The organism is Polynucleobacter sphagniphilus (assembly GCF_001953355.1).
Taxonomy (GTDB): domain Bacteria; phylum Pseudomonadota; class Gammaproteobacteria; order Burkholderiales; family Burkholderiaceae; genus Polynucleobacter; species Polynucleobacter sphagniphilus.
This window is the reverse complement of the sequence record NZ_MPIY01000005.1, coordinates 20172-36729: the sequence shown is the minus strand read 5'-3', so window position 1 is coordinate 36729 and position 16558 is coordinate 20172. Positions and strand designations below refer to the sequence as shown.

Genomic DNA, 16558 nt, shown 5'->3' with positions numbered 1-16558 from the left:
TTGTTTTCAGCAAAAATATAGCCGCTATATTAAAGGCGCACCGCAGGATAAGGATTTACAACGTAAAGCAAGGACTGCGGTGGCAGCGAAGATGGCGCGTGTAGTGTATGGATTAGTGAAGTCAAAACAGATGTATCAAGGTTACTATGAAAAAGCTTTACCCAGTGGATCGATCCCTCTCTGTAGGGCCGTAGAGGCCGCAAGGACCTCGTAGATAATGTTTGGACCTTCCACTGGGACCTCAGATTGTTTTAAGTAGGGTAAAGACCAAAACGTGAAGTGGCGGATCTTGTGTTAATTATGGTTAATCGGGACCCCTGATTTATTTGTGGAAGTGACCGTTTGGGTATAGACAAGTAGTAAGTTTGATTTTTTTAACTGCAAATTGCAGTTACGGTATGGCTTTGCCTATCGCTGGAAAAAGTTCTTGCATTTAGTACGTTGTCCAGACGTATCGCCTGAGGTAAACCATGGATATCCTCTAGTTGCTCTAGGGTTCGCACTACTCTAGCTGCTGGCAGGCTAATATCAATTTCAATAGCCAAGATCTCGCGATTAGATTCATCAATGACATTGAGGGTCCTAAAAGGTCTGCCGTAATGCAGCGTGTCATACATAAAATCGAGCGCCCACATCGAGTTGGCTTCGGTCGGGGCAACAAGTGGAACCCTTGGCATCTTGGGGATACGCTTCTTAGTTCTTCTGGGTAAGTTGAGGCCCATCTCCTTGTAAATACGCCATACCCGCTTGTGATTCCACTCGTAGCCCTGATTGCGCATCCAATCAAAACACAATCTAAAACCCCAGCGCCCATTCTTGGCAACCACTTGATTAAGTACTTCAATGACAGGCTCATCGGCTTTAGCTTTGCTCCTTGGGCGCTCGTAATACGATGACCTGGCCAGCCCTAAATGAGCGCAAGCTCTAGTAATGGGTACTGCTTCTTCGCCAACCAGGTAATCGACTGCCTCTTTTTTACCGGTTGGCGCTAGAGCTTTTTTTCAATGAGGTTCTTTAGCGCTCGGTTATCGTGGGTCAGTTCAGCAACCATCGTTTTATATTCTGATAGCTGCTGCTCTAGCTCCTTAACCCGTTTGAGCTCAGAAGCTTCTAGGCCGCCGTATTTAGATCGCCACTTATAAAAGGTGGCGCCACTAATCCCATGCGTGCGCAATATGTCTGCCATCGCAATCCCGCCCTCGGCTTCTTTCAAAATCCCAACGATTTGGGTCTCTGTAAATCGTGACTTCTTCATATTGATTCTCCTGTTGTAAATACTGCCATAAACAACAGAAAACTCAACTTTTTAAATGTACGAATCTATGGGGATACTACATTACCATCAAGGCAGATGCGTCCGCAGTTAGTCACGGTCACTGTCTTATCGTGGAAGGGATAACTCACATCGGGCAGTCCTTCGTATTTTCGGGTCGAGGGGGTATAGAGCTGTGCCGGTTTTTTCATCTCCAGTGCTTGATGGGGCCGCTCATAGTTGTACTCATGGATAAAGTCTTCAAACTTATCTTGCTGTTGCAAAAGTGTTTTGGCAGGGGGTTTAGTCGTCGCTTGCTTGAGCGTTAAATGCATGCGTTCATGCCGACCATTTTGCTGGGGATTGCCTGGCTTGATGCGCTCAATACCAATGCCTAAACGAAGCCACCACACCGATAGACTACTTAAACCATAGAGCGCATTAGCGCAGGCAAACGGCACACCGTTGTCTGAGCGGATGGAGCCTGGCAGCCCATACTCTTTGAAGAGTTGCTCAAAGACCGTAAAAGCCTGCGCTTCGCGAGTACTCTCTAGGCCTTCACAGCAAATGAGGAAGCCAGAGGCATAGTCCGTCACGGTTAAGGGGTAACAGTACTGCTTATTACCCAGCATAAACTCCCCTTTGTAGTCCACGCACCATAGAGCATTCGGTTCTTTGAGATCCGATAAGTTGGTCCCCGTGAGCTTGGGGTGGTGGCGTCTGCGTTTCTTTTTGACTAAGCCATGGCGATCGAGAACGGCATGCACCGTGCTTTTGGCGGGCAATGCTAACTCCGGGTAGTGGGTGTGCAATCTGTCGCGCAATTTAGGAGCGCCCCAGGTCGGGAACTCCTTTTTGAGGTTCACGATCAGTTGCTCGACCTGGAAGGGCAGCCGATTGGCTTGCCTAAAGGGCCTTCTTGATCGATCCGTAAAGGCTTCTAAACCACTGTCTTTATAGCGATCAATGATTTTATGGCCAGTGACTCTGGAGATTCCAAACTCCTGGCAAAGGGTAGCAATCTTCTCGCCATCAAGGTAACGAGATACAAACTTGAGCTTTTCATCCATCTTCGTACTTTCATTCCACGGCATAGAGTGGTCCCTCCTATGCCAAAAACTGTAAAGTATGTGTCCGGTATAAAGTGTTAACTATGTGTCGAGTCGTACATAAGCCTCGCTTCTGCGGGGCTTTTTTATTGCCAGCGATATCTTTTAAAACTGTCCTTTTTAGCCTGTTTTAGGGTCATTTATTGGCTAGGGAATCCGACCCAAATCCAATAAAATAGTGGAATGCCAGCAAAGCTTGTCACAACACATCAGCCTCGCCAATACATCGTTTGCAACGCCATTGCCTCTGCTCGAATTGAAGGCATCGCCCTAGCAACGCAGTTTGAACAAAAACTTACTGACTATATAAATGGCAAAAAAAGTATCGCCCAATTAATAGAAGAAACTAACCAAAGTTATATTAAGGGCACAATCAAATGACGGTTAATTTAAATAAAAAAATTATCATCATTGCAGGACCTAATGGAGCTGGTAAAACTACTTTTGCCAAAAACTTCTTACCGCAAGAAGCTCATACATTTCGTTTTATTAATGCTGATCTTATAGCGGCTGGTTTGGCACCATTTAATCCTGAATCTGTTGCATTCAAGGCGGCTCGCTTGATGCTAAACGAATTAGATGAGTACACCAAATCAGGCGAAAGCTTTGCCTTTGAAACTACTCTATCCGGCACACATTATCTGCAACGTATTCAGGAGTGGAAAGATCTGGGGTACGTCATCAAACTCTGGTTTATTGCACTAAGTTCCTCTGAGTTAGCTATTTCACGTGTAAAAGAGAGGGTGGCACAAGGAGGGCACAACATCCCTGAAGAGGTCATTCGTAGGCGATATACCGCTGGCCTCGAGAATTTGCCCAAATACCAAAAAGTTGTAAAATCATGGGTATTGTTAGATGGAGATAAAACTCCCCCCGAGCAAACAGACCAGGGTTGACTATGACTATTCCAAGCAAAGACATTCGTAATTCCTCTGATCCCGATATCGCAGGATCTTACTACGCTATGCAACGTGCTGGACAAGCTGCAATAGACTTGGCAATCCAAACTAATACGGCTATCGTAACCACTATTGACGGTAAGATAGTTCGAATCCCTGCTGCAGAACTCATCAAACAGCGCCAACTTAGGACCTAAACACCGTTGGTCGCGAGTTCGAATCTCGCCCGACCCACCAGCAATACAAAAGCCTCTAGAGAAATCTAGGGGCTTTTTCTTTTAGTTCACTCAAATTGCTTGATCAACACCTTAAACAATATAGGGTCTCAAGGGTTAATCGCTTCATATTTAATCCCTCAAGCATCAATTGAGTTTTGAGAATAAGATAGTTGATAAATCCAACCATTGCTTAAGAGGCTCACAATGCTTGACCCTATGGTGCTTAGTCGCATTCAATTTGGCGCAAATATTACCTTCCATATTCTTTTCCCAACCATTTCTATTGCTTTGGGATGGTTTCTTTTCTACTTCAAAGTTCAATTCAATCGAACCCATGATTCCAGCTGGAATCAGGCATACCAATTTTGGGTAAAGATTTTTGCATTAACATTTGCTTTAGGGGTAGTCAGTGGTATCACCATGAGTTTTCAGTTTGGCACTAACTGGCCTGGATACATGAAAACCATCGGCAATATTGCAGGCCCATTACTTGCCTACGAAGTACTCACTGCTTTTTTCTTGGAGGCCACCTTCTTGGGAGTAATGCTGTTTGGTAGCAAAAGAGTCTCTCCACGCGTTCATACCATCGCAACTTTTCTAGTCGCTTTTGGTACCACCTTATCCGCTTTTTGGATCATCGTATTAAATTCTTGGATGCAAACACCGCAAGGTTTTGAAATGATTGATGGCCAAGCACATGCTACTAATTGGTTTGCCATCGTATTTAATCCTTCTATGCCCTATCGCTTGGCGCATATGCTCACTGCAGCCTTTATTACAGTGACATTTTTATTAGCTGGCATCTCAGCCTTTAGGCAACTCCGAGGCAGCAAGTCTGCCGCTAATAAAGCTGTTCTTAAAATTGCCATCACTACAGCAGCAATTTTGATGCCTATTCAAATCATCCTTGGTGATGCACATGGACTAAATACATTGCAACATCAACCTGCCAAACTCGCTGCAATGGAAGGCATTTGGGAATCTGGCTCTGGTATACCAGCTGTAATCTTTGCCATTCCAGATCAAAAGACGCAGAGTAACCTCTATGAAGTTAGCATTCCTAAGTTAGCCTCCTTTTATCTGACCCATCACTGGGATGGTGAAGTGCAAGGCTTAAAAGATTTCCCCAACAAAATTCCTCCAGTAGCACCAGTATTTTTTGCCTTTCGTATTATGGTTGGCATGGGTCTACTCATGCTATTGGTTTCATGGATGGCACGCTGGCAAATTTATAAGTCACAAGATATCAAACCCTGGATGGCCAAAATTTTGGTTGGAATGACTTTTTCTGGTTGGATTGCTGTAGTTGCAGGCTGGTACGTCACTGAAATTGGTCGGCAGCCCTACATCGTTACCGGGGTTCTAACTACCGCTGATGCCGCTACAACAATAGCGGGAGGCATTGTTCTGAGTAGCTTGCTGATGTATTTATTCTTATATATCGCACTCATTATTTCTTACATTGGGGTGGTTTTTTACCTTGCTCGCGAAGGGGATAAAGCCCCAGTAAGTAATACGATTACAAGCACGTCTAACTCCTATGCCCAATAAGATAAATTCACAATGCCACTAAATATGATTCCCGATCTGAGCCAAGCTTCAGGATGGCTGCCACTATTTTTCTTGGTAGCCATGGGTATTGCCGTGCTCTCCTATGTTGTTCTGGATGGCTATGATTTAGGTGTTGGTATTCTTCTAAATAGAGCAACTGATGAAGAAAAGGACATGATGATTTCTTCTATAGGGCCATTTTGGGATGCCAATGAAACTTGGCTGGTTCTAGGTGTTGGACTACTACTAGTTGCATTTCCATTGGCACACGGAATTATTCTGACTGAACTCTATATCCCCGTGGCTATCATGCTGGCTGGTTTAATTTTAAGGGGCGTTTCCTTTGATTTTCGGGTTAAGGTTCAATCCCATCAAAAACCGCTATGGAACTTTCTGTTTTACCTAGGTAGCGTTATTGCCTCCATAGCTCAAGGGGTCATGATTGGGCGTCATATCGTGGGCTTTGACTCTGGTTTATTGGGCTGGTTATTTGCTCTCCTAGTGGGTGCCTGTGTTCCTGCTGGATACGCTCTTTTAGGCTCAACTTGGCTGATCATGAAGTCTGAAGGCGCGTTGCAATTAAAGGCTACTCACTGGGCCAAAGTAAGTCTGGGCTTCACAGCGCTTGGAATTGGATTGATATCCATTGCAACACCATTTTTTAGTCCTGAAATTATGACTAAGTGGTTTGCCCTGCCAAATATCATCTACTTAGCTCCAATACCATTAACTACTCTGATCCTTTTTATCATCATTGAGCGAACTCTGACGACCTTGTCGTCAAATCCACACCGAAAAATGTGGGTTCCTTTTGTTGCAAGCGTGGCAATTTATTGGCTCTCATTTTTCGGAATTGCCTATAGCCTCTTTCCTTACATCATCGTCGATCAAATGACGATTTGGCAAGCCGCAGCTGCAACCGAATCTCTTTGGTTAATTTTTTGGGGCACTGCAATTGTCTTGCCAGCAATCCTGCTTTATACCTTTTACTCTTATCGAATATTTTGGGGTAAGACTGTCCCAATGAGCTACTACTAAGCATTAGTAGATACTTAAGCGGTATCTTTTAATCTCTTGGTCGCGAGTTCGAAAACGAAGTTTCGGCGCAGCCAATCTCGCCCGACCCACCAGTTACACAAAAGCCTCTAGAAAAATCTAGGGGCTTTTTCTTTTGGGCTGGTGCATATGTGGAGGGCGCCGGTAACAATGAGATATCTATAGGACGTTTTAAGTGGGGATGGCAGACGCTGGTTCAGACTGATTGACCGTGAGCGACTTGCAGGTGTCGTGTTTCCGGACGCTTATGGTGATATGTCGGTTATCCGACAAACTAAAACCACCCGAGGGTGGCTTTAGTTAGAAGTGATTTTTAATAATCATTTCTGATTTGGGAATAAAACCAGGTTTTGGCCAAGCAGGTTTAACTGCTTTACCAATTACCAACATTGCTGCAATCGCATAGTCTTTAGGTAAATGGATCAACTCTGCAACCTTGTCAAAATTAAAACCAACCATTGGGCAAGAGTCATAGCCCATTGCTTTAGCTGACAACATCATAGTTTGCAACAAGATTCCAGCTGAGCGCATGGCCTCGTCACGCTGAAGTTGTTCTTTGCCAGAATAAAAAGGGTGAATCCAAGGCACCAAGATATCTTGAGCCTCTTTAGGGGCGTTGACCCAATATCTTGCTGGATCTTTTTCCCATGCCTTGATATCCACTGTCACAACAAATAACAAAGATGCATCAGTCACTTGAGCTTGGTCATTTGCCGCCTCGCGTAATTTTGCTCTGAGGGCTTTATCGGTGACATTGACTAAACGCCAATGCTGGATATTAAAAGAAGATGGGGCTTGCATACCCAATTCAATCAGCTGATCAATCTCCTGCTGAGAAAATTGATGGCTGGGGTCAAAGTACTTCACTGCTCTGCGCTGGCGAATTGCATCAAATGTATTCATATATTTCCTTAGTATGATTGATTGAGATAAAAATTAGTCTTTAATTGGTGGAGTTGCGCGATACTGACCCTGGAAAGTAAGCATCCAACCTGGATACTCTGGATTCAAGGCGCTGACTTCATCAAGTATCTTAAGCTCGTCTTCCGTTAAGACTAGCTTACTAGCAGCAATATTGTCTTTTAACTGCTCCAGTTTGCGGGCACCAATGATGATGGTTGATACTGCTTTTTTGGATAGAATAAAGGCAAGCGCGACTTGAGCCACAGAAACTCCATGCGCCTTAGCAATTGGTGTCATTGCATCAATGCAAATAAATGCCCTATCTTTATTAATGGGTGGAAAATCAAAGCTTGAGCGTCTGGCTCCATCAGGATTTGCCGTATCACGACTAAACTTACCCGAGAGATAGCCGCCTGCCAAAGGACTCCAGACCATGAGCCCTAGCTTTTGATCCTGCACCAGAGGAAATATTTCTCGCTCTAAATCTCTTCCAGCGATAGAGTAATACGATTGCACGCTTGTAAACTCAGCATAACCCTTTTGACGAGAAATGCCGATTGCCTTCATGATCTGCCACGCAGCCATATTACATAAACCAATATAGCGAATCTTGCCCATTTTCACTAAATCATTCAGCGCAGACAAGGACTCTTCAAATGGTGTTAAAGGATCAAAGCCATGCACCTGATAAAGATCAATATGATCTAACTGAAGGCGCTTTAGACTCGCATCAACTTCATTAAATATATGAAAACGTGATTGCCCTCTGCCATTGGGGGTCTCATCCATAATCCCAGTAGATTTGGTAGCTATAACTAATTGATCACGTGGCAAGCCGCAATCTTTAATCGCTTGTCCCAGCAAGCTTTCAGATTGCCCTAGAGAATAAACATTAGCAGTATCAATAAAGTTAATCCCGCTATCAAATGAAGTTTTGATCAACTCATTGACAGCTTTTTGCTGTAAGCCGCCCATGACCTCCCAAAATCCCTGAGCACCAAAAGTCATAGTGCCTAAACAGAGCTCAGAGACATAAAGCCCTGTATTGCCTAATAAACGATATTTCATAAAAGCTCCTAATAATTTATTGCCTAGACTTAGTTCGATGATTGTAGGTTGGCCTGCATAAACTTGCTGACACATTTCATGTTGTTAATCAATTGATCGCGAGTTCGAAAACGAAGTTTCGGCCCAGCCAATCTCGACCGACCCACCAGCAATGCGAAGGGATCACAGCAATACGGCCCTCTTTTCTTGGTTGAATCGAACGTATTGGTCCTTGTGTGAGCTCAATAGAAAATCTATCGAGTCGCAATGAGTAGGATAAGCGACGATGGTTATCCGTGAACTTCACATGGGTGTTTGGGTAAGCCGGTATCACAATGTTCAAATTTGAGAGAGCCTGCCATCACCCCAAAGAAAAACCACCCGAAGGTGGCTTTAGCATTTCTAGATTACCGGAAGATATCAATCAGCACCAGAGATTCTTTGCAAATAGTAATTTATCTTGCAGCCTTAACTTCAAGACTATCAATATCGTCTATTCGGCGCACCTGCAAAAGATTGCCTCTTTTCGAGATGTCTAAATGTAATACGGCCTTTAGATAAGTCATAAGGAGAGACCTCTAAAGAAACCTTATCCCCAGCCAATATGCGGATGTGATTTTTTTTGACTCTTCCTGCTGTATAGGCAATAAGCTTATGACCATTATCTAAGGTAATCCGATAACGAGAATCTGGCAGAATTTCATCAACAAGACCTTCCATTTCAAGCAACTCTTCTTTTGCCATTTAACATCCCTCAAGGAAAATAAAAAGCCCAGTCATGCTGGGCTTTGGGCCAGGCAAATCATTTCCGCCTGGCATTTGCTTCTGATTTAAGCAGGTTGAATATTGGATGCTAACTTGCCTTTAGGGCCAGTAGTAATATCAAAAGTCACTGCTTGACCTTCAGCTAATGTCTTAAATCCATTGCTATTAATTGCTGAAAAATGGGCAAATAAATCTTCGCCACCGAGTTCAGGGGTAATAAAGCCGAAGCCTTTTGCATCGTTAAACCATTTCACAATTCCGTTTGCCATATCTGACTATTCCTTAAAAAATATAAAAAAGGGGCAATGCCCCAGAAGGGGCGAAAGTCAAGAATGGCGGGGGAGATGCTAAAAAGAACTATCGCAGAAATGCGGTATTAATTACTAGTACAACAACACTATTAGCTTGAAAATCGCTTTTTGGATTTTACTCTACTTTGCTCACAAGCGCTCGCTTTCTAATAAATCTCCCTTATAACAGCCATAGTTGCAGATAAACTACCTTGAAAATCCCTTGGTTACGAGTTCAAAGACAAAATTTCGGCATAGTCAATCTTGCTCGATCCACCAACAGTACCATGGGATCGAACCCTAAGCGACCCCTTTTCTTTTTCAGCCCAATAATCTAGGTGCAAATGAATTTCAACCCAATACCATCAGCCCGAGCAATACATCCCGAACATTCTCCGGTATTGGCGTTGGCTGATTGGTCTGTCGATTTACATAGACATGCACAAAGCGTCCCATTGCAGAGGCAGCGTCATCATCATTTTTGAATATAGCAAGCTCATATTGAACACTACTGTTACCCAAATGCACCACCTTCATGCCAACATGAATGCAGTCCGGATATACCATGGAGGAAAAATATTGACACTGAGTCTCCACTACCAAGCCAATCACTTGGCTGTTTGTGATATCCAGTGCGTTGTGCTCAATTAAATATCGATTGACGGCTGTATCAAAAAAATGAGTAGTACACGACATTATTAATATGTCCATAAACATCGTTATCCATCCATCTAGAATGAATTTGCTCAAACGCGACAAAATCAGAACGCTTTGGTGGTGCAATTTTCTTATTACTCATAAAGCTTCCGCATACAGGGCTGCAGCATCTTGCAAGGTAATCTCGCGTGGGCTGTTCATTAGCAAACGAGTCTGCAGCATTGCATCGGCGGCAAGCTGGTTGATATCATTTTCAGTAATGCCAACATCAGTTAATCGACCTGGAAGCCCCAGTTCGGTGGCAAGACTACCTAAATAGTCTGCCAATTGAGTTGCCTGATCCAGGGTTGAGCCCAATAAGCCAGGTTGAATAATTTGACCGAGCTCCGCATACATAAAATGTGCTTGCTCTAAATTAAAGCGCATCACAGGCCCCAACATCAAGGCATTTGATAAGCCGTGTGGCACATGAAATCTTGCACCAATTGGATAAGCTAAAGCGTGCACTCCTGCCACAGGCGCATTGGTAAAAGCCATGCCGGCAAGGCAGGCACCTAAGAGCATATTTTCACGTGCCTTAATGTCATTGCCGGATCTAACCGCTCGGTGCAGATTGCTGGCCAACAATCTCAAGGCCTCTTTTGCCAAACAATCTGATATTGGATTTTTCAAGCGTTTCGTTGTAAAGGCTTCAATAGCGTGGACCATGGCATCAATACCTGTAGCAGCGGTCACATGAGAGGGCAGCCCAAGGGTGAGTTGAGCATCTAATAAAGCAAGGTCAGGTAACAATTGGGGGGACACTACGCCCTTCTTCTCGCTATCACTTACCGTCACTATGGAAATTGTTGTGACTTCAGAGCCTGTTCCAGCAGTGGTAGGAACCAAAATTAAAGGAAGACGCGGCCCCTTAGCCACCCCTACGCCATACACTTCTGAAAGTTTTTCTTTGCCGGCAGCCAACAGCGCTACTAGCTTGGCAACATCCATTGAGCTGCCACCCCCAAATCCAACAATGTAGTCAGCCCTGCACTGTTGAGCTGCATTGACTGCATTCTCAATAACAGAGATGGGAGGATCAGCCTGAACCTGTGAGAAAACATCTAAAGCGATTCCTAAATCTTTAAAGCCTTGTTGGGATTGACTCAATAGACCGGCTGACAAAACGCCCGGGTCAGTAACAATCAAAACAGACTTGCCTCCTCGCGCTTGAATGATTTTGGCAAGATTAGCAGCCCCGCCTCTCTCCACCAGGATTGAGCGGGTTGAATGAAAGTCAAATTGCATCACTTTCCTTTATTAAAAATTCTCTCAAAGCACTTACCTAAACATTACAAACCCGCCATCACTCAAGGAAAGGGCAGAGGCTTTCCTGGGGGCGGCATTTCTTGACCCAAGGCTAGCAACATCGCCACAGTCACGTATGTTCCACTCACTGCCACCAAATCCACAAGCTGTTGCTCACCCAATATGGCTTTAGACTTTTGGAACAAGGCATCACTAATTTGATGATTATTCACCATCTCCATAGAAACGTCGTACACAACCTCCTCATCTGGCTTCATATTTCTTGGGCGTATGCCGGCCTTCAAATCATCGGCTACTTGCTGCGATAAGCCCGCCTTAAGCGCCAAAGGGTAATGCGCATACCACTCAACCTGAGAGCGCCAGAGTCTGCCCTGAATCAGAATTGCAAATTCATTGAGTCTAGTGGGTAGCGATGTATTGAAACGCAAATAATCCAACAACCGCTTCATGCGATCCGCAAATACAGGGCTTCTGAGCATCACGTTATAAGGCCCACCCAAGCCAACGCTAGAAATTGCGATGATCTCTTCGGCTAATGGTCGAGCATCAGAGGGAAGTTGCTCTACTGTTATCTGCGGGAAACGTGGTGGCTCTCCTGGAGTAGGCGGGGATTGGGAAAAGGCTGGTGACAGTAAAACCAAAGAAATTCCGCTAATGCACATTAACCTGCCTAGTATTGTCTTCATCAATAGCCCCTTAAATTATTTATTGTTAGATCTAACACTTAAAACTGCTCACTAAAATAATCTGTAATAGCTTGCTGAAAAATAGTATGGCCTTTTTGCAGCATCATCATATGACCAGCATCTGGAACAATGACATAACGCTTATTGGGATTAGGTAGTTGCTCAAAAAATGGAAGTAATTGCTTGGTATCTGCCACATCGTCATATTGACCATGGATGATCATGGTGGGCACCACTATTTTTGACGCATCAAGCATCGGTAGTTTGGTAACCAAATCCAATTGAGGGCTTGTAGGCGTATTTTTTTCAATAGATGCTGCTGCCTTGGCAAAAGCATCCACAACATCTGGATAGTTATTTTCATTAGGGGTAAGCGAATAAAAGCGGCCATGCCATCCCTGCTCTGGTATCTGAATGTAGACTTTTTCTTGATACATTTTCAAATTGGGCCTGCGTTTAGCAATATCTACGCTATCAATACCCATCTGCGCATAGGAGATATAACGATCTACCTTATCTGGATGAGCCATAACAAATAACCCCGCATATTGAGTGCCATAAGACCAAGCTAACAATCTCACTTTAGGAACATTTCTCTCGCGCATCACATAATCTACAACTGCATTCAGGTCACTTGCAGCATCCTCTGTTGTGAAATGCTCAGTTGGATGGGTAGATCTTCCAAACCCCCTCACATCTAAAGCAAATACATCAAATCCCTGTTTAGCCAAAGCATCCATCACACTGAAATCGGGCCGCCCAGGAATCTGCAGATCGAAAGACTCCTTCCCAGCAGTAGCTGATCCATGGGCCAAAATAATCACGGGTTTATTTTTTGGACTGCCGGTATATTTTTCCCAGATATAAATTCTGACCTCACCGTTTTGAACCCAACTTTCAGCACTTTTGATATTACTTTTCTGCGCCATTGCACAAGTACAACTCAGGGCCAGCAATATTAGTATCCAATTTTTTTTCAACTTCATTTTGTCTCCAATATTTTTATTGTCTACAGCTTTATTTTTGAATCGTGAATAAGAATTCCTTGATAACCTTATTTTGCAGCTCATTCTCGTTTGTAGTAGCACCCGCGCCTGAAAAGTGACCCATTGGCAACATATCATTAATTGCTACATATTTAGCATTGGGTATGTACTTAGCCGACTCCCTGGCATCTGACTCAGGATTCAATAAATCACCCGTACCAGCAAGAATTAATGCTTTTGCCTTGATAGACTTTAGTGCAGCTATCGTATCGCCATTAAAGCCCTGTGTTTGACCAACATCATGCCGATCATAAGCGCGGGATTGCCATATCCAATCATTTGCATCCATTCGTTTCCATGTAGCATCTTCAACGCCTTGGATAAATCTAATCTCGGCTTCAGGCGTATTGAATAATTGATTTTGGTAAGTAGGCGTTCTAACAATCACCCCACTTAACCAGCCCGCCCATAAGCGCATACCCTTTTCAACAGGCTTGTCATATTTTCCATCCTGATAGGCAGGGTCAGTCATAATGCTCTGACGAATCATTTCAAGCACACCAGTAGTCCAAGCATGAGTTTTAGCAAGCGGAATAATTGGTACTATTGCTTGGGTATAGTTGGGATGGGAGACGCCCCATTGAAGCGCTTGCATGCCGCCCATCGATGCCCCAACTACCGCTACTAACTTTGCAATACCGAAGTGCTCAGTCAGCAGTCGATATTGGCTATTCACCATATCTCGAATATTAAACTCAGGAAAGTTGATATTAGGTTGGGTCTCGCTATTTGATGGCGAGGTAGTGAGACCATTACCAATCGCATCTGTGCAGATAACAAAATACTTATTGGTATCAAGCGCTTTTCCAGGTCCAATAAGATAATCAATTCGATGGTGATTGCCTCCAATTGCAGTCACCATCAAAATAGCATTACTTTTTTCTGCGTTTAAAGTTCCTGCAGTTGTATATGAAATTTTAAAGTTTTCAATAATGCTGCCATTTTCAAGAAGTAAATTGCCCTCAAGATAAGTCTGATGAAGTGGTTCATTATCTTTATGGGCAAAAGAGTTAACAGAAAAAACTATGAGTAGGAGGGCTAAACTAAAAATATGTAATTTGTTTTTCATTTTTTATCCTTACTTTTTAGCGCGACCTTATTAGGCACCCTTAAAAACCATTGATGATTGAATTGCAGCAATATTGGGCGCACCCATTTGCTGCATGGTTGACTTAAATTCGGTTTGCAGGATCTCCATCACCCGCTCAACACCGGGCTGTCCAAATGCACCTAGACCCCATAGGTACGGACGCCCAATACAAACTGCATTGGCGCCTAATGCCATTGCTTTAAAAACGTCACTCCCCCTACGCACACCACTATCGAAAAGAATTGGGACTTTACCTTTAGCCACCTTCGCAACCTCAGGCAAGCATTCAATAGCACCTCTTCCGCCATCCTCACTTCTACCGCCATGGTTCGAAACGTGAATGCCATCGACTCCATACTTTAGACAAAGGCTTGCATCCTCCTCAGTCAGGATGCCCTTGAGAACGATCTTCATCTTCGTAACGTCTCGCATTTTCTGAATAAAGTCCCACGTCATATTCGATGAGGACATATTGATACCAGTCATATCAATACCATCATAGATTGGCCGCTCATGCGCACTCCCAAATCCATGGACATGGCAATTTGAGCAAGTGCGAGAATCCATTTTCTTTAAACGAAAAAAGGTCTCCTGATTTCTGCCACCATTGCGATCAACCGTGATCTCTAAAACAGGAACACCAACCCTCTCAACCCGCCGAACAACCTGCTTAGCAACTTCGGTACTTGAGGTTGCGTAGAGAGAAAACCAGACCTCACCTTGGCGAGCGGCTACAACCTCTTCAATAGTAGAAGCGCCGGCTGCTGAGAGAACATTTAAATAACCCCCCGCTCGAGCTGCTCGAGCAACGGCTACCTCCCCTTCGGGGTCGTAAGCCTTATTTCCACCCGTGGGAGCAATCATGATTGGAGATTTCCATTTACTCCCAAATAAAGTAATTGAGGTATCCACATGACTGACATCACGCATACGACGCGGGCGTAATGGGAACTTTTGAAAGGCACTACGATTGGCGCGCAAGGTCACTTCATCATCAATTCCTGTGGCCATGTAAGCAAAGTGGGCTAGCGGAACCCTCTTAAAGGCTACTGGCTCAAAGTCAAATACATTGATAGCTTCTTGTGGACTTGAGATAAGCTCAAAAGGTATTTTGGGCGAGAGCATCATCGGGTCCAGATGCTCGCTATAGTTCCGCAGAAGCTCTCTGGGATCAATTTTTTCCTGAGCCAAAAGATCTTGGCTGGACCCGAGTGCCAACAATGGACTCGCCGCCAACCAACTTAAAAATTGTCGACGTTGATCGTCTTTATACTTATTATGCTTCATGTCTCCTCCTGCTTATTATTTTTATTACTGCAATCTGGATGCAACTGAATTAAAAGAAGGGATTGATTAGCCTCTTTTATTTTAAAAATACCGTCGCCCGGCGGTATAAAAATAGAGTTGCTCCTAGACTACAAATAGCAGCAAAACTGAGCCAATAGCCTGGCGCTGCTTTATCTCCAGTTAAGTTAATTAAATAAGTCGAAACAACCGGTGTAAATCCGCCAAAAACTGCAGTAGCCAAACTAAATGAGAGGGAAAATCCAGCTACCCGAACATTAACTGGCATTATCTCCGTTAAGGCGGCCACCATCGCACCGTTATACATGCCAAAAAAGAATGAGAACCAAAGCAAAACTAATAACATGCGTTCAAAGCTAGGCTCCGCACATAACCAAGTGAGCGATGGATAAGCGGTACAAATAGCTAGTACGGTAATAGCAATCAAAATCGGGCGTCGGCCAATGCGATCGGATAAGGCGCCACCTACCGGCAACCACAGAAAATTGGAAATCCCGACAAAAAAGGTAACCAAGAGGCTATCAGAGGCGCTCAACTTTAATACCGACCTACCAAAAGTTGGCGTGTATACAGTGATCATGTAGAAAGTAGCTGTAGTCATTGCGACCAAAAACATCCCAGCCAATACAGTCATCCAGTTATTCAGTATGGTTGCATACACCTCGCGAGTGCTGGGATGGTGTCTGCGCGCCTTAAACTCATCAGTCTCTTGCAAGCTACGACGCAAGATAAAAATGATTGGAACAATACCGCAGCCAATAAAGAATGGGATACGCCAACCCCAAGCCAGGATATCTTGAGCGGGCATGATTTGGGTTATCGAATAACCCAAAACCGCAGCCAAAACAATCGAAACCTGTTGACTAGCGGATTGCCAGCTTGTGAAAAAACCTTTTCGTCCTGGCGTAGCCATTTCAGCTAGATAAACCGAAACACCACCTAACTCCGCCCCAGCAGAAAAGCCTTGCAATAACCGCCCCAGCAAAACCAAAAATGGCGCCAATATTCCGATCGTTGCATATCCTGGGACACAAGCAATTAAGATGGTGCCGCTCGCCATAATGGATAAGGTGACAATCAAACCTTTGCGGCGCCCGACCTTATCAATATAAGCCCCTAAAAAAATTGCTCCCAAGGGACGCATTAAGAAGCCGGCGCCAAAGACTGCGAACGTTAACATCAGCGAAGCAAATTCACTGTCGGCCGGAAAAAATACTTTCGAAATAGAGGTAGCGTAAAACCCAAAGAGAAAGAAATCAAACTGCTCAAGAAAATTGCCACTGGTGACACGCAAAACAGCTCCAAAAGTTGAAACTGTGGTTGTCGGTTTTGTTGGCGCTAACTTCAAACTGGAATTCATTCATAACTCCCATTGA

General features: G+C 44.1%; 18 protein-coding genes and 2 pseudogenes. 6 read left to right on the top strand and 14 right to left on the bottom strand.

From position 1 onward, the window contains the following. Positions 1-214 (top strand): annotated as a pseudogene (locus BOQ04_RS06540) (IS110 family transposase); the annotation flags it as partial. Between the two features lie 160 nt (positions 215-374). Here the strand turns inward: BOQ04_RS06540 and BOQ04_RS06535 are convergent. The 3 genes from BOQ04_RS06535 to BOQ04_RS06525 form a co-directional block, all read right to left on the bottom strand. Beyond that, the gene (locus BOQ04_RS06535; RefSeq protein ID WP_269844386.1) at positions 375-845 is read right to left on the bottom strand and encodes an IS3 family transposase; all 471 of its coding nucleotides are present in this window, start codon (positions 843-845) and stop codon (positions 375-377) included. A 143-nt stretch (positions 846-988) separates the two neighbouring features. After that, positions 989-1255: a transposase gene (locus tag BOQ04_RS06530; protein ID WP_071467090.1), complete on the bottom strand. Its 267-nt coding sequence runs from the start codon at positions 1253-1255 to the stop codon at positions 989-991. 65 nt (positions 1256-1320) lie between these two features. Next, positions 1321-2346 carry an integrase core domain-containing protein gene (locus BOQ04_RS06525; protein ID WP_076023968.1) on the bottom strand — a complete coding sequence of 342 codons (1026 nt, stop codon included), beginning with the start codon at positions 2344-2346 and terminating at the stop codon, positions 1321-1323. 198 nt (positions 2347-2544) lie between these two features. Here BOQ04_RS06525 and BOQ04_RS06520 point away from each other — a divergent pair, with 198 nt between their 5' ends. The 5 genes from BOQ04_RS06520 to BOQ04_RS06500 all read left to right on the top strand — a co-directional run bounded on the left by BOQ04_RS06520 (position 2545) and on the right by BOQ04_RS06500 (position 6067). Beyond that, positions 2545-2742 (top strand): antitoxin VbhA family protein, encoded by a 198-nt coding sequence (locus BOQ04_RS06520; RefSeq protein WP_076023967.1) that lies wholly within the window; start codon positions 2545-2547, stop codon positions 2740-2742. After that, positions 2739-3257: an ATPase gene (locus BOQ04_RS06515; protein ID WP_076023966.1), complete on the top strand. Its 519-nt coding sequence runs from the start codon at positions 2739-2741 to the stop codon at positions 3255-3257. Before BOQ04_RS06520 ends, BOQ04_RS06515 begins: the two co-directional genes overlap by 4 nt. A 2-nt stretch (positions 3258-3259) precedes the next feature. Further along, positions 3260-3457, top strand: coding sequence for a hypothetical protein (locus BOQ04_RS06510; RefSeq protein WP_076023965.1), 198 nt, complete (start codon positions 3260-3262; stop codon positions 3455-3457). A 225-nt stretch (positions 3458-3682) separates the two neighbouring features. Then, positions 3683-5029, top strand: coding sequence for a cytochrome ubiquinol oxidase subunit I (locus BOQ04_RS06505; protein ID WP_076023964.1), 1347 nt, complete (start codon positions 3683-3685; stop codon positions 5027-5029). A 12-nt stretch (positions 5030-5041) separates the two neighbouring features. Next, positions 5042-6067: a cytochrome d ubiquinol oxidase subunit II gene (locus BOQ04_RS06500; protein ID WP_076023963.1), complete on the top strand. Its 1026-nt coding sequence runs from the start codon at positions 5042-5044 to the stop codon at positions 6065-6067. A 318-nt stretch (positions 6068-6385) separates the two neighbouring features. On the opposite strand, the gene BOQ04_RS06495 is transcribed toward BOQ04_RS06500, so the two are convergent. From BOQ04_RS06495 to tcuC, 11 genes and pseudogenes are all read right to left on the bottom strand, one after another. After that, a complete protein-coding gene (locus BOQ04_RS06495) occupies positions 6386-6988 on the bottom strand; it encodes a nitroreductase family protein (protein ID WP_076023962.1) in 603 nt (200 codons plus the stop codon). Positions 6989-7021: 33 nt separating this feature from the next. Next, entirely contained in the window at positions 7022-8056 is a 1035-nt protein-coding gene (locus BOQ04_RS06490; protein ID WP_076023961.1) for an aldo/keto reductase, read from the bottom strand. Between the two features lie 462 nt (positions 8057-8518). Beyond that, positions 8519-8779 (bottom strand): translation initiation factor IF-1, encoded by a 261-nt coding sequence (gene infA, locus BOQ04_RS06485; protein ID WP_076023960.1) that lies wholly within the window; start codon positions 8777-8779, stop codon positions 8519-8521. A gap of 86 nt (positions 8780-8865) precedes the next feature. Further along, a complete protein-coding gene (locus tag BOQ04_RS06480) occupies positions 8866-9069 on the bottom strand; it encodes a cold-shock protein (protein WP_076023959.1) in 204 nt (67 codons plus the stop codon). 372 nt (positions 9070-9441) lie between these two features. Then, positions 9442-9889: pseudogene (locus BOQ04_RS06475) on the bottom strand (acyl-CoA thioesterase). Beyond that, a complete protein-coding gene (locus tag BOQ04_RS06470; protein ID WP_076023958.1) occupies positions 9886-11037 on the bottom strand; it encodes an iron-containing alcohol dehydrogenase in 1152 nt (383 codons plus the stop codon). Before BOQ04_RS06470 ends, BOQ04_RS06475 begins: the two are co-directional and overlap by 4 nt. 59 nt (positions 11038-11096) lie before the next feature. Continuing rightward, positions 11097-11741, bottom strand: coding sequence for a carboxymuconolactone decarboxylase family protein (locus BOQ04_RS06465; RefSeq protein ID WP_076023957.1), 645 nt, complete (start codon positions 11739-11741; stop codon positions 11097-11099). A gap of 38 nt (positions 11742-11779) precedes the next feature. Then, entirely contained in the window at positions 11780-12727 is a 948-nt protein-coding gene (locus BOQ04_RS06460) for an alpha/beta hydrolase (protein WP_076023956.1), read from the bottom strand. A gap of 31 nt (positions 12728-12758) precedes the next feature. Further along, positions 12759-13856 (bottom strand): alpha/beta fold hydrolase, encoded by a 1098-nt coding sequence (locus BOQ04_RS06455; RefSeq protein WP_076023955.1) that lies wholly within the window; start codon positions 13854-13856, stop codon positions 12759-12761. A 30-nt stretch (positions 13857-13886) separates the two neighbouring features. Beyond that, complete coding sequence (locus BOQ04_RS06450; RefSeq protein ID WP_076023954.1) at positions 13887-15164, bottom strand: alpha-hydroxy acid oxidase; 1278 nt, start codon at positions 15162-15164, stop codon at positions 13887-13889. Between the two features lie 76 nt (positions 15165-15240). Then, the gene (gene tcuC, locus BOQ04_RS06445) at positions 15241-16542 is read right to left on the bottom strand and encodes an MFS transporter (protein ID WP_076023953.1); all 1302 of its coding nucleotides are present in this window, start codon (positions 16540-16542) and stop codon (positions 15241-15243) included. Between the last annotated feature and the right edge of the window lie 16 nt (positions 16543-16558).